Origin of the sequence: Intestinibacillus sp. NTUH-41-i26 (assembly GCF_032769475.1) — a bacterium.
Taxonomy (GTDB): Bacteria; Bacillota; Clostridia; order Oscillospirales; family Butyricicoccaceae; genus Agathobaculum; species Agathobaculum ammoniilyticum.
The window spans coordinates 2,720,226-2,733,537 of record NZ_CP136477.1 but is presented as its reverse complement, the minus strand read 5'-3'; the positions used below and the strand labels follow the sequence as shown (position 1 = coordinate 2,733,537).

General features: G+C 60.5%; 13 protein-coding genes. 5 read left to right on the top strand and 8 right to left on the bottom strand.

Annotated features, from left to right (window positions below):
- Nucleotides 1-26 precede the first annotated feature (26 nt).
- Genes RX717_RS14195 through RX717_RS14185 form a run of 3 tightly spaced genes read left to right on the top strand, consistent with a single transcriptional unit; the run spans nucleotide 27 to nucleotide 2,900 of the window.
- A complete protein-coding gene (locus RX717_RS14195; RefSeq protein WP_107631553.1) occupies nucleotides 27-965 on the top strand; it encodes an alpha/beta hydrolase in 939 nt (312 codons plus the stop codon).
- Nucleotides 955-2,262, top strand: a complete 1,308-nt coding sequence (locus tag RX717_RS14190; RefSeq protein WP_107631554.1) for a hypothetical protein — start codon at nucleotides 955-957, stop codon at nucleotides 2,260-2,262. Before RX717_RS14195 ends, RX717_RS14190 begins: the two co-directional genes overlap by 11 nt.
- A complete protein-coding gene (locus tag RX717_RS14185; RefSeq protein WP_054327817.1) occupies nucleotides 2,235-2,900 on the top strand; it encodes a DUF6320 domain-containing protein in 666 nt (221 codons plus the stop codon). Before RX717_RS14190 ends, RX717_RS14185 begins: the two co-directional genes overlap by 28 nt.
- 37 nt (nucleotides 2,901-2,937) lie before the next feature.
- Here RX717_RS14185 and RX717_RS14180 read toward each other — a convergent pair whose 3' ends face one another.
- Nucleotides 2,938-3,414 carry a MarR family winged helix-turn-helix transcriptional regulator gene (locus RX717_RS14180; protein WP_054327818.1) on the bottom strand — a complete coding sequence of 159 codons (477 nt, stop codon included), beginning with the start codon at nucleotides 3,412-3,414 and terminating at the stop codon, nucleotides 2,938-2,940.
- A gap of 224 nt (nucleotides 3,415-3,638) precedes the next feature.
- Here RX717_RS14180 and RX717_RS14175 point away from each other — a divergent pair, with 224 nt between their 5' ends.
- Entirely contained in the window at nucleotides 3,639-4,433 is a 795-nt protein-coding gene (locus tag RX717_RS14175) for an ABC transporter ATP-binding protein (protein ID WP_316960406.1), read from the top strand.
- Entirely contained in the window at nucleotides 4,360-5,280 is a 921-nt protein-coding gene (locus tag RX717_RS14170) for a SufB/SufD family protein (protein ID WP_107631555.1), read from the top strand. The genes RX717_RS14175 and RX717_RS14170 overlap by 74 nt, the downstream gene beginning before the upstream one ends.
- A gap of 56 nt (nucleotides 5,281-5,336) precedes the next feature.
- Here RX717_RS14170 and RX717_RS14165 read toward each other — a convergent pair whose 3' ends face one another.
- From RX717_RS14165 to RX717_RS14135, 7 genes are all read right to left on the bottom strand, one after another.
- Nucleotides 5,337-6,431: a galactose/methyl galactoside ABC transporter permease MglC gene (locus tag RX717_RS14165; RefSeq protein ID WP_054327820.1), complete on the bottom strand. Its 1,095-nt coding sequence runs from the start codon at nucleotides 6,429-6,431 to the stop codon at nucleotides 5,337-5,339.
- A gap of 15 nt (nucleotides 6,432-6,446) precedes the next feature.
- Nucleotides 6,447-7,943: a sugar ABC transporter ATP-binding protein gene (locus RX717_RS14160; RefSeq protein ID WP_107631556.1), complete on the bottom strand. Its 1,497-nt coding sequence runs from the start codon at nucleotides 7,941-7,943 to the stop codon at nucleotides 6,447-6,449.
- Between the two features lie 102 nt (nucleotides 7,944-8,045).
- The gene (locus RX717_RS14155; protein WP_307718892.1) at nucleotides 8,046-9,161 is read right to left on the bottom strand and encodes a galactose ABC transporter substrate-binding protein; all 1,116 of its coding nucleotides are present in this window, start codon (nucleotides 9,159-9,161) and stop codon (nucleotides 8,046-8,048) included.
- Between the two features lie 189 nt (nucleotides 9,162-9,350).
- Nucleotides 9,351-9,833, bottom strand: a complete 483-nt coding sequence (locus RX717_RS14150) for a substrate-binding domain-containing protein (protein WP_316960673.1) — start codon at nucleotides 9,831-9,833, stop codon at nucleotides 9,351-9,353.
- Nucleotides 9,823-10,326, bottom strand: a complete 504-nt coding sequence (locus tag RX717_RS14145; protein WP_316960405.1) for a substrate-binding domain-containing protein — start codon at nucleotides 10,324-10,326, stop codon at nucleotides 9,823-9,825. The genes RX717_RS14150 and RX717_RS14145 overlap by 11 nt, the downstream gene beginning before the upstream one ends.
- A complete protein-coding gene (locus RX717_RS14140) occupies nucleotides 10,313-12,025 on the bottom strand; it encodes a sensor histidine kinase (RefSeq protein ID WP_107631558.1) in 1,713 nt (570 codons plus the stop codon). The genes RX717_RS14145 and RX717_RS14140 overlap by 14 nt, the downstream gene beginning before the upstream one ends.
- The gene (locus RX717_RS14135) at nucleotides 12,022-13,185 is read right to left on the bottom strand and encodes a helix-turn-helix domain-containing protein (RefSeq protein ID WP_316960404.1); all 1,164 of its coding nucleotides are present in this window, start codon (nucleotides 13,183-13,185) and stop codon (nucleotides 12,022-12,024) included. The genes RX717_RS14140 and RX717_RS14135 overlap by 4 nt, the downstream gene beginning before the upstream one ends.
- Nucleotides 13,186-13,312: the final 127 nt, after the last annotated feature.

Here is a 13,312-nt window from a genome sequence, read left to right as displayed (position 1 = left end):
TATGGAAAACGGGAGGGGGAAGCCGAATGGCGATCAGCAAGGCGATGCGCGCGGCGCTGCATACCCTCAGCTATGCCGCGAATATCGATGTGGGCAGGACCTATAAGGTAGAGCGCGTGTTGCGCGGGCTGCGGACGCCGCTTTCGCCGGTGTACCAGCTGTGGGACCGCAGGGTCGAGCGGGACGGGCATGAGGTGCGCGTGCGCATCTACTCTCCCAAAAAACAGACGGACAGCCGCCTGTTGCTGTTTTTTCACGGCGGCGGCTGGGTGCTGGAAAGCGTGGACACCTATAACAGCGTGTGCCGCAGCCTTGCGCGGAAAACGGGCTGCCGCGTGGCGTCGGTGGAATATGGCCTGGCGCCCGAGCATACGTTCCCAGAGGGGCTGGAGGACTGCTACGCCGCTGCGCGCGAGGTATACCGGCATCCGGAGCTGTTCGGCGTACGGTCGCAGGAGATTACCCTGATCGGCGATTCGGCGGGGGGCAATCTCGCGGCCGCCGTTTCGCTCATGGCGCGCGATCGGGGGGAGTTTACGGTCGCGCAGCAGATATTGATTTACCCCGCGACGTACAACGACCATTCCCCGCACACGCGCTTCGACTCGGTGCGGGAAAACGGGACGGATTACCTGCTCACCGCCAAGCGGGTGAGCGACTATATGGAACTGTACGCGGGCGGCGACCCCCAAAAGCTCAACGACCCGTATTTCGCACCGCTTTTGGCGGCGGACCTGTCCCGCCAGCCGCGCACGCTGGTGATCACCGCGCAGTATGACCCGCTGCGCGACGAGGGCGAGGCGTATGCCCGCGCGCTGCGGGACGCAGGCAATACAGTCATGCTTTACCGCATGCCGGGCGCGCTGCACGGGTATTTTTCGCTTCCCATGCGGTTCAAGCTGGTGCGGCGTACCTATGATATGATCGATCATTTCCTGAATGGAGACAGCGCTCATGCCGGATAACAGACAAAACCGAAAAACACTAAGCTGGAGCCGTTTGGACAACGCGGCCAAGATATTCCCGCCCACCTCGCATGGGTCGGATACCGGTGTGTTCCGCCTTTCCTGCGAATTCACCGAGCCGGTCGCGCCAGACGTGCTGCAGGAGGCGCTCGACCGCACGCTGATGCAGTACCCGCACCTGCTGATGGTCATGCGGCGCGGCGTTTTCTGGTACTACCTAGAGCAGACGCCGCTGCGTCCGTCAGTAGAGCCGGAGCATGCGCCGCCCTGCGCGCCGCTGTATAACGGCAGCAAGTCGCTGCTGTTCCGCGTCAGCTATTGGCGGCGCAAGGCCAGTCTGGATATGTACCATGTGCTTGCGGACGGGGCGGGGGCGATCGGCTTTTTTGAGGCGCTGGTGACCGCGTACCTGGCGCTGCGCCATCCGGAGGCCGGTGTGGACGGACAGCCTCAGGCCTCGGTCTTCCAGCGCGGGTCGGACAGCTTCCAGAAGTATTACAGGCCGCACGGCGGCAGCACGGCCGAGCGTTCCGCGGGTAAGGCGTACCGCCTGCGGGGCGCAAAGCGGCCGGATGGTGCGCTTATGATCCTGGAGGGCGTTGCGGATGTGCGGCAGGTGCTGGACGCGGCGCACCGATATGGCGCCACGCTGACCGTTTACCTGGCCGCGGCGCTGTTTGCCGCCATTCACGGGGAGATGTATGTACGGCATGAAAAGCGGCCGGTCGTGCTGACCATCCCAGTCGACCTGCGCGGCTTTTTCCCCTCGCACACAACGCGCAACTTTTTCGGCACGATACGGGTGGGGTACGACTTTTCCCGTCGGGACGGCACGCTGCCGGATATTATCGCGTGCGTGGCGCAGTCGTTCCGCGACGAGCTGACGCCTGAACGGCTGGGCGCACGCATGAATAAGCTGGCGGCGCTGGAACATAATCCGGTGCTGCGGCCGATCCCGCTGGTACTGAAAAATCCGGTACTCCGCATTTCCGGCGATATTGCGGAACGGGGCGAGACCGCGGTTTTGTCCAACGTGGGAAAATTCCGGCTGCCCGAGGCGCTGCACCCGTTCGTGCGCGGGTTCGGCGTGTTCATGTCCACCCACGCAACCCAGCTCTGCACCTGCTCCTTTGGGAACAGCCTGCATTTCGGCTTTACCTCCGCGTTTGAGAATACCGAGGTTCAGCGCCGTTTTTTCGAGCTGCTGGTCGGCGAGGGGATCGATGTGGAGATCCGCAGCAACGAGTATCACGAGGAGGAGGATGCGCTATGCAGCGATGCCCCAACTGCAAGGTAACGGTTGCCGGACACAAAGCCTGCTGCCCACTGTGCGGCGGCCGGCTTTCCGGTACGCCCGAACCGGATACCGAGGTGTTCCCATCGCTCGAGAAGCCGCGGTTCACCGGCAGCTTTGCGCTGCGGCTGCTGGGTCTGCTGGCGATCGCCGTGACCGTGGTGTGCCTGCTGGTCAACCTGGCTCTGGGCATGGATGACTGGTGGTGGATATTCGTCGCGGTGGGCGCGGCGTGCGTGTGGTCGGCCGCGGCGGTTGGCATTGCCTACCGGCGGGATATTGCGCAGAATATCGGCTGGCAGGTGCTGTTGATCCCAGCGTTGAGCGTGCTTTGGGACATTTGGACCGGCTGGCGCGGCTGGTCGGCCGATTTTGTCCTGCCCTGCGTATGCGCGGTCGGCCTGCTGGCAATGCTGCTGTTTGCCGTGCTGTTCAAAATGCCGGTGCGCGCGTTTGCAGGACCGTTTATCGGGGCGTGCGTGCTGGGCATCGTACCTGCAGTGCTGGTGGCGTGTGGCGTGGCGAAGGTCAAGCTGCCCTCCTTAGTCTGTACGGGGCTGGCGGTTGTGCTGCTGGCTGCGCTGCTGCTGTTCCAGTGGCAGACGATCAAGGCCGAGCTGCAGCGCCGGTTCCACCTGTAACGCGGGAAAAGAAAAAAGACGGCGTAAGCCGTCTTTTTTATGACAGGGGAAAGGCGGGATCGGTTTCCCCTCCGCTCAGCGCTTCCAGCATGGCGGAGGAGCGCTCCGCCATATCCCGTAGCGCGCCCAAGAGACGCTGCTTCTCCTCCTCCCGCAGGCCGCGGGTGAGCGCCTCGGTCCAGTAATCGCGGATCTGGTAAACATGGTCGATCAGGGGACGCGCCCGTTCGGTCAGGTAGATATGCCGCACGCGCTTGTCCTGCGGGTCGGCTTCCGTGCGGACGTAGCCCTCGATGACCAGCTTTTGCACCGCGCGCGTTACCGTACCCTTGTCAAAGCTGCCAAGACGGGCAAGATCCTGCATGCTGATTCCGTCATTCTCAAAAATACGGAGCAGGAAAAACTGCTGCCCGCTGCCGATCTGGTCCTGTTCGAGCATGAGATCGAAATAGCGGCGCGTGTTGCGCTGTAGCAGGGAAATATAGCGGAGAATGGTGATGGCCTGGTGCTCCATTGAGGGGCGCTCCTTTCGGACGGCTGCGCATGCAACAGCGGTACTGAATGTATTGTACTGCAAAGCCTGTTTCTTGTCAATTCGGCTGCAGCCGCGCAGCGGTAATTCTTTCCGCCAATGCCGCTGCGGTTGTTGACACCGCGCGGAAAAGTGATAAAATTGGTATAGGTTAGAGAAACCCATACAGAACACAGCATTGGACGTTGAAAGGACGGAGCCATAAAATGTTGGTACTAAAAGATATTTGCTGGCGCGTGCCGGAGAAGGAGATTCTGGACAGCGTGAGCCTGACCGTGCCAGACGGGAAATGCGTGGTTGTGACCGGACCGAACGGCGGCGGCAAGACCAGCCTTGCTAAGATTATTGCTGGCATTGAGCAGCCGGACAGTGGGAAACTCCTGCTCGATGGCCGCATCATCAACCGCATGAGCGTGACCGAGCGGGCGCGGAACGGGATCGCCTATGCTTTCCAGCAGCCGGTGCGTTTCAAGGGATTGACCGTGCGTGACCTGATGGAGCTTGCGGTGGGGGAGGCCATGGATGAGGACGCGCTGTGCGACAGCTTATCCCAGGTGGGTCTGTGCGCCAGGGAGTATATCGACCGCGAGGTGAGCGGAAGCCTGTCCGGCGGTGAGATCAAGCGCATCGAGATTGCGACCGTACTCGCGCGCCGCGCGCGTCTCTCGGTGTTCGACGAGCCGGAGGCGGGCATCGACCTGTGGAGCTTCAACAATCTGATCGATGTGTTCCGCAAGCTGCGCAGCGAGGTGGACGGCTCAATCCTCGTTATTTCGCATCAGCGGCGTATTCTGGAGATCGCGGACGAAATTGTGATTATTTCGGGCGGCAGGGTGTCCGCGCAGGGAAGCAGGGAGGAGATGCTACCCCGTCTGTTTGACGGACAGACGCAGGGACGCCCCTGCCCGCTGGAAAGGGGGGCGCCTGATGAACCGGATCACGGAAAAGCTGCTCGCGGCCGTATCGAACTGGACGGGCGTACCCAGGAACGCGGCCTATAATATCCGCGAGGACGGACAGTGCGCGGGCCGTCAGTCGACTGCGCATATCCGGATCACCTCCAAAACCGATAAGCCGGGCATCGATATCACCGTGGCGCCCGGCACCAGGGGGGAGCAGGTGTATATTCCGGCATGCGTGACGCACAGCGCGGAAAACGACTTGGTGTACAATGATTTTTATATTGGGGAGGATGCGGACGTGACCATCGTGGCGGGCTGCGGCGTCCATTCGGATGGCGAGGGCGAGGCGCGGCACAACGGCGTCCACCGCTTTTTTCTGAAAAAGGGCGCGCGGGTGCGGTACCTGGAAAAGCACATCGGCACGGGCGGCGGAACAGGGGCGCGGGTCATCGATCCGGTCACCGAGGTGGAGCAGGCTGAGGGAAGCACGATGGAAATGGAAACCACCCAGATCGGCGGCGTGGATTCCACCCGCCGGACCATGAAAGCCGTATTGGCGGCGGGCGCAAAGCTGCGCGTGCGGGAACGCATCCTCACGGATGGGGAGCAACGCGCGGAAACCGATTTCGTCGTGGAGCTGAACGGGAATGATTGCGGCTGCGATCTGATTTCACGCTCGGTCGCCAAGGGGCAGTCGCATCAGGCGTTCCGCTCCCTGATACGCGGCAACTGCCGCTGCACCGGACACAGCGAGTGCGACGCCATTATTATCGGGAACGGCACGGTGAACGCTGCGCCGGAGCTGGGCGCGAACCATGCGGACGCGGCGCTGATCCATGAGGCCGCGATCGGCAAGATCGCAGGGGAGCAGATCCTCAAGCTGTGTACCCTGGGGCTGACGGAGGAGGAGGCTGAGGCCAAGATTGTCGAGGGCTTCCTGCGCTGAGGAATAGCAATAAAGAGAGGGGCTGCCGGGCAGCCCCTCTCTTTAGTTTATGCGGTTTATTTACGAGCCAGGTACTTGCGCATGTCGATCGCGCAGGCGATCAGGATAATCAGGCCCTTGATGATATACTGCCAGTTCGCGCTGACCGAAAGCACGGTCAGGCCGACAAAGATGATGCGGAGCAGCAGCACGCCGACGATGATACCGCCGATCGAACCGATGCCGCCGACAAAGGACACGCCGCCGATAACGCAGGCCGCGATTGCGTCCAATTCATAGTTCTGGCCGGTGGACGGGCTGTTCGAGCCGATACGCGCGGCTTCGATAAAGCCGGTGATCGAGTACATGATGCCCGCGAGGATAAATACCATCATGGTGTTTTTAGCCACGTTGACGCCGGATACGTTGGCCGCTTCTGGATTGGAGCCGCAGGCGAACATGTTTTTGCCGAAGCAGGTCTTGTTCCAGATGAACCACATCACAACGGTCAGGACTAGCGCATACCAGACGAAGTTCGGAATCGGGATCTGATCCTTGCCGATCTTGACAACCGAACCGTTGACGAACTGCTTGAACGGCTCGGACAGGCCGGAGATCGGCGCGCCGCTGTTGCCGTTCATATTGGTGAACAGGAGCAGGACGCCGTAGGTGATTAACTGGGTCGCCAGGGTGACGATAAACGGATGCAGGCCGAACTTCGCGACCGAGAAGCCGTTGACCAGGCCGATCACGGCGCCGACAATCATTACGATGACCAGCGTACCCGCGATCATGATTGCGGGATGGAACTGCGGGATGCCGGGGAACATCTTGCTCGGATAATCCGCCGCCTGCAGCAGCGCGGCGGACATACAGGCCGTCAGGCCGACGACGCGGCCGGCGGACAGGTCGGTGCCGGTCAATACGATCGTACCCGCAATGCCGAGCGCGATCGGCAGGTTGGCCGCGGTCAGCGAAAGCATATTGATCAGGGAGCGCGGCGCGATAAAGGACGGCTTATAGATGGCGATGCCGATGATCGCAATAATCAGAAAGATGTACAGGGAATAGCTGATCAGCCATTCTTTCCAGTAATTGCGCTTTTCGGAAGCGCTCATCGCCTTGTAATCGGCGTACTTGCGCTTCATATTATCGATAAAACGGATGTTCATGCTCTTTTCCTCCCCTTAAGCATACTTGGCGGCCAGTGTCATGATCTCTTCCTGCGAGGTGTTGGCAGCGTCCACCTCGCCGGCCAGCCGGCCTCCCGACATGACCAGGATGCGGTCGCACACGCCGAGCAGCTCGGGCATTTCCGAGGACACCATGATGACCGCCTTGCCGCGGCAGGCCAAGTCGATGATCAGCTGGTAGATCTCGTATTTTGCGCCGACGTCGATGCCGCGGGTAGGTTCGTCCAGCAACAGGACCTCCGGATCGGTCAGCAGCCAGCGGCCGAGGATGACCTTTTGCTGGTTGCCGCCGGAGAGTGAGCGGATTTTGGTTTCCTGCGTCGGGGTCTTGATACGCATGGCCTGGATGGCCCAGTCGGTATCCTTTTTCATTTCCTTTTCGCTGAGAAGGCCGCCCTTCAAATATTTCTTCAGGCTGGAAATGACGGTGTTTTCACGGATGTTCAGGATGCCGAAAATACCGGTCGCACGGCGTTCCTCGGTCAGCAGCGCGAAGCCGTTTTTGATGCTTTCGGTCGCGCGGCGGTTATGTACCTCTCGCCCGTCCAAGCGGAGGGTGCCGGATTTACGGGTGGCGATGCCGAAGATGTTTTCCAGAACCTCGGTACGGCCGGACCCGTCCAGGCCGGCAATGCCGAGGATCTCGCCCTTGCGCAGGCGGAAGGAGACGTCGCAGACGTGAGAATACATCGCGGTAAGGCCCTCGACCTCGAGCGCGACCTCGCCGGGGGTATTGGTCTTGGGCGGGAAGCGGTTGGTCAGCTCGCGGCCGACCATGAGCTTGATGATCTTTTCCATCGTCAGCTGGCTGGCCGGCTCGGTGGCGATCCACTGGCCGTCGCGCATGATGGTAACGTCGTCCGAGATGCGGAGGATCTCCTCCATCTTGTGCGAAATATAGATGATGCCGCAGCCCTGGTCGCGCAGCATGTTGATGATGCGGAACAGGTGCTCGACCTCGGTTTCTGTCAAAGAAGACGTCGGTTCGTCAAAAACGATGACCTTTGCGTCGTAGGAGACCGCCTTGGCGATCTCGACCATCTGGCGCTGGGAAACTGGCATGGTGCTCATCACCGTGCGGGGGTTGACGTGTACGCCGAGCTTTTCAAACAGCGCCAGCGAGTCCTTGTACATTTTCTTTTCGTCGATGCAGTTTGCGAATTTTAACGGATACCGGCCGAGCCACAGGTTTTCCATAACCGTCCGTTTGAGAGCCTGGTTCAGCTCCTGATGCACCATTGCGACGCCGTTTTCCAGCGCTTCCTTAGAGGTTTTGAAGTTGACCTCCTTGCCCTCCAGTTCAATGGTGCCGCTGTTTTTTTCATAAATGCCGAACAGGCATTTCATGAGCGTTGATTTTCCGGCGCCGTTTTCGCCCATCAGCGCGTGGACCGTGCCGCGCCGCACGGTCAGTGATACGCCGTCCAGCGCCTTGACGCCGGGAAACTGCTTACAGATATCAGTCATTTGCAGCAGGACGTCGTTTGCCATATGGATTGCTCCTCCCCTTTGTTTTGGATGAAAAGACGGCCGCCGCCGCTTGTGCGCGGTAGCGGCCGTTGGTTGCATGAAGTGCAGCGTTAGCGGAAAGGCTTATTCGCCGAGGTAGATCTGATAGGGGATGCGGATCTTGTTAACGCTGTCGTCAACCGTGTACTTGTCGGCAATACCGTCCATCATGTCCTTGCCGGCTGCGACGTTGGAGATGATATCGGTGATGCACTGCGCCATACCGTCGGCATCCTGCTTGATGGAGCCGGCCATCTGGCCCTTGGAGATCAGAGACTTTGCCGCGTCGGTCGCGTCAACGCCGAACACGGGGATGGTCTTATCTCCGCCGTCCTGATTGTAGCCGATGGTGTTGAGCGCGGTGATCGCGCCCTCCGCCATGGAGTCATTGTTGCAGATAACAAGCTCGATCATGTTGTTGTTGCTGTCATTGTTGGTGGAAAGGGCGGTGGTCATGTATTCCTGCGCGGCTGCGGCGGACCAGGAGCCGTTGCGGTCGACCAGGTACTTGTCGGAGTTGTTCGGATCGTAGAACTCAAGCTCCGGCTTGCCGGCCTCGGTCAGAAGGGCGTTGGCGTCTTCCACCGCGTACTGGGTGCGGTATTCCGCCTCGGCGTTGCCCTGCTCGCCCTTGAACAGGATATAGGAGATCTTGCCGTCACCGTTGAGGTCATATGCGTCATAGTTTTCCAGCAGGTATTCGCCGATCATCTGGCCCTGCAGGTGGCCGGCTTCGGGTGCGTCCGTGCCGACAAACGCGGCCTTGTCATAACCGCTGATTACAGCGTCGGAAACCTCGCGGTTGAAGAACAGGACAGGCAGGTTGCTTTCCTTGCCCTTATCAATAATGCCGTTCGCGGCGTCATCCGAGGACGTGTTGACCAGGTTGACGACCAGCATTTCCGCGCCGGCGGTGAGAACGGTCTGCACCTGCTCGGTCTGTGTGGTCTGGTTGTTGTTGCCGTCCTGGTCGTTGTGCTCGATGCCCGCGGCATCCAGCTTTTCGGACAGAGCGGCGCGGACGGAAGCGATATAGGTGTCCGCGTAGTTATAATACAGAACGCCTACGTTCAGGTCGTTGGAAGCCGCGTCCCCGCCGCCGCCGTTGTCGGAAGCGTTGTTGTCGCCGCTGCCGCACGCGGTAAGGGACAGTGCCATCGTTGCCGCCAGACCGGCCGCCCAGAATCTCTTCATGTTCATGGTAGGTTACCTCCTTCAGGACTCTCTTTTCTTCTCTTCGGCAGATTGCCTTTCGTTGTGCTTTCATTATAGTAGTAAAACAGCGCAAATAAAATAGAATTCTTTACTGATAAAGTTTGAATTTTTACTAAAAAAAGAAAACGGATGTCGAAAAAATCGACATCCGTTGGTTAAAATATACAATTCAAATCATTGATTTTGTGTGAAGCTAAATAGGAATTTCTGATTTTGTTCGGTATACATATCCTCGCGGCCGATGGCGCGCACCTCAGTATCGATGTGATCGGCGTCCGGCTGCTGGCCGTTAATCAGCCGGAAAGCGGCTTCCAGGCCCAAATATCCCATGGCAAACGGGTTTTGGACGATCAACACGTCGATCTCGCCGGTTTCGAGCATGCCGACCGAAACCACATTATTGTCAAACCCTACGACGCGCACCGTGTCCTGCAGGCCAAGCTCCTCGATGGCGTGTCCGACGCCGAGGGTGGTTAGCTCGTTGAAGGTCACGATCGCGTTGATCTCCGGATGGCGGAGCAGCAGGCTGCGTGTTTCTGCCTGCACAGTTTCGCTCTGCGAGGAGCAGTTGATCTTTTCCACAATATGCGCACGGCTTTCCCGCGCGGCAGCGGCCTCAAAGCCCTGCTCCCGCTTCTGGCCGTTTTCACTGTGGATATCGAAGCCGACAATGCCGATATACAGCTCGTCCCCGCCGCCGTCGAACAGCGCGCGCCGCCGCCGCCTCGCCCGCCCTGTAATTGTCCGTCCCGATGCGGATAGCGGCGCGGTCGGTCTGGATATCCGAATCGATGATAATGATATGGACGCCCTGGTCGGCCGCCTGGTCGATCAGCTCGGCGGGCGCCGTGTAGTCGATCGCGGAGATCACGATGGCCTGTGCGCCGTTATCGATCGCATTTTGGATCAGCACATTCTGATCCTCCCAAGCTTCCTCGTTCGCTGGCCCCTCAAACGTGTAGTCCAGATTATATTCGCTGGCGGCGGCCTTCACGCCGGACTGGACGGATTTCCAAAAGGCCGAGCTGGTGGATTTGGTGATTACGGCGACATAGGGCTTCTGCGTCTGCACGCTGCCGGACGGGATGGAACAGCCGGCCAGCAGGAACAGCAGCGCGCCGGCAGCGCCGATCAAATTACGGATTTTCATGCGCATTCCCCCCAGACTGCGGCAGGCGGATGATGACGCGCGTTCCCTGATCGGGCTCGCTCTGGATGGACAGGCCGTAGGGCGCGCCGAAGTAGATGCGGATGCGGTCGCTGACGTTTTTGATGCCGATGCCGCCCGGGCCGCTGCGGTCATGTGACAGGATCGCCCTGCACTGGCTCTGCTCCATGCCCACGCCGTTGTCGGTTACGGTCATCAGGATATCCGTCCCGCCCGGCCGGACGGAAACGGTGATCTCCCCATCCTCGACAAATTCGCCGAAGCCGTGCAGGATCGCGTTTTCCAAGATGGGCTGTAGCGTAATCTTGCTGCACAGGCAGTCAAGAAGCGACTCGTCCACGTCGAAGCGGTAGGAGAACTGGTCCTTATAGCGGAATTTCTGGATAATCAGATAGCATTCCGCATGCTCCAGTTCCTTGCGGATGGGGATCAGGTCCTCGCCGCGGGAGGTGCTGATGCGGAACAGGCGGGCGAGCGCGCTGACCATTTTGACTGCGTCCTGTGTGCGGCCAAGCTCGCACATCCACTGGATAGAGTCCAGCGTGTTATACAGGAAGTGCGGGTTGATCTGCGCCTGCAGGGCTTTGAGCTCGGTTTTGCGCAACGTTTCCTCCTCGCTCTTCACCTCGTCCACGAGCTTCTGGATGCGGCCGACCATATGCTCAAAGGAATCGGACAGCACGCAGATCTCCCGTGTGCCGCTGACCGGCGTATAGACAAAGTCGGGCGCGGCGGTTTCAAAATCGCGCATCTCCCCTACCAGGCGCAGGATGGGGCGCGAAACCAGCCGCGCGATCAGAAGCGCCACGCCGAGCAGGATGAACAGGGCGATGGGAACGGCGAACAGGAGCATTTGCAGCGCGGTCTGCTGCGGCTGGCGGACCAACTCGTCCAGATAGCTGACGCCCACAATGCGCCAGCCGCCCTGCGGCAGGGATTTGATGACCCGAATGAGATCCTGATCCGCATGCACCCCGTCGCCCAGCGCCGCGAGCGGCGCGGTATCCTCGGTTTTGAGGCCGGAATAGATGAGCTGCTGCTGCGGATGGTAGACCAGGCGGCCGTCGCTGTCGATGATAAAACTGTAGCCGTGCTGGCCGATGCCGACCGCGTCCATATAAGCGGCGATGGAGGAAAACTGCAGGTCCATGGACACAAAAACCTCCCCGCCGTAGCGGTCGAGCGCGGCGGGACGGGCGATGGTGACCACCCAGGGATAATAATCCGCATACAGGTTCTGTACATGCGGAGGGGTATAGTACAGGCCGGAGGGGTCGGGCTCGACGCCGGTAAGGTCGAGCGAGCCGGCCTGCGGCTTGCGCGTGCGGCCCGAGGTCCAGCAGGAAAGCAGCCGGCCGGAGCTGGTGTAAACGCCGATGCTGGTCAGGTCGTCGCGCATCTGCACCATGGTGCTGAAGGTTTCCGCAAGCGTCAGGTCGTCCGCCTCGCTTTGCAGCTCGCCGGTGATGCGGCGGATCAAGGTGCTGGCATCCGAGGTGTAATCGGATATCGCACCCGCCGCCTGTGCGACCGACTGCTCCGAGCTTGCGGCTGCGTTGGAGCGGAGCGCGTTCGCGTACAGCGTCGTATACACCAAGGTAGAAATCAGCACGGTGATGGCGGCCACGCCGCTGACCAGCAGCACCATCAGGCTGGACAGGGAAAGCGGCTGCTGTTTCATGCGCCATCCTCCGCGTTCTGCCGCCGCAGGGCGAGCGGCGAGATGTCGAACCGCTTTTTGAAGCAATAGCTGAAATAGTGCTGGTCCGCATAGCCGCAGCGCGCGGCGATTTCCATGACCTTGAGCGAGGTGCATTGCAGAAGCTCCTTCGCCGCGTCCAGACGCTGGGCGGTGAGCAGGTTGACAAAGGTTTCGCCGGTGTTTTTGCGGATCAGCGCGGACAGGTAGTTCGGGCTGATATGCAGCGCCTCGCTGATCGAGGCGAGGGAAAGCGTTTCGTCCCCATACTGGGCGCGGATCATGCCCAGCGCCTGGTCGCACAGCAGCTTGCCGCTTTCCCGACACTGCTGGGAGATCGCGTCGTTGACCTGTAGGCAGAAGTCGGTCATTTTCGCGCGCAGCTCGTCAAAGGAGCGGTAGGAGAGCGAGAGGCCGGCGAGCGGGGAAGCGCGCCAAAGTTCGTCCACCGTGGACGGGTCCACGATCGCGCCCGCGGCCCGGCAAAGCGCACTAAGGAGCTGGATCATCATCAGGTCGGTTTCCAGCGCGGAGCGGCGGGCGGAAAGCAGGCTGTCGAACAGATTGTCCAGATACGCGGTGAGCTGCGCGCGGCTGCCGCTTTTGACAACGCTTTCCAGCCTAGCCGCCGCGTCCGTAAAATCCGAGCGGATGGAGCCGCGCGCCTCCAGGTCATCGACAAAACGGGAGCTGCCGTCCCCCAGCCCAGCGGGATAGGCAAGCACGCCGATCGCCTCGCGGTAAGCCGTATGGCAGTCTGACAGCGCACCGACCGTGCGGCTGACGCCGACCGTGCAGCGCGCCTGCATCACGCGTTCGATCGACTGCACGATTTCGCTGACCGCGATATGCAGGTATTTATTCAAATCGAATTCGCTTGCCATCACAAGCGAGACGATGCGGCCGCCAATAAAGCAGGAGGCGCTGTGAAGGTATTTTTGCAGCACCAGCTCGACCGCATGAACATGCGCGCGCGAGGTGAGCGGCGTGCCGTCCCGTCCGGCGATCGCTGTGACAAGCACAACGTAGCCGGGCGGGATATCCTGTGCGGTGAGCAGGCCGCACTCCACAGCCTGCCCGTGCAGGTATTGCTCGAGCGCGGCGTCTGCCAGCGGCGGGTTGGCGCCGAAAAACAGCGGCATCAGAAAATCGGCCGGCCGCGGCTGTCCGGCGCGGCCCTGCGCAATCTCCTGATAGCGCAGGGAAATCTTTTTCTCTAATGACGCAAAGCTCTTTTTTCAGCTCCTCGAGCGTGATCGGCTTGAGCAT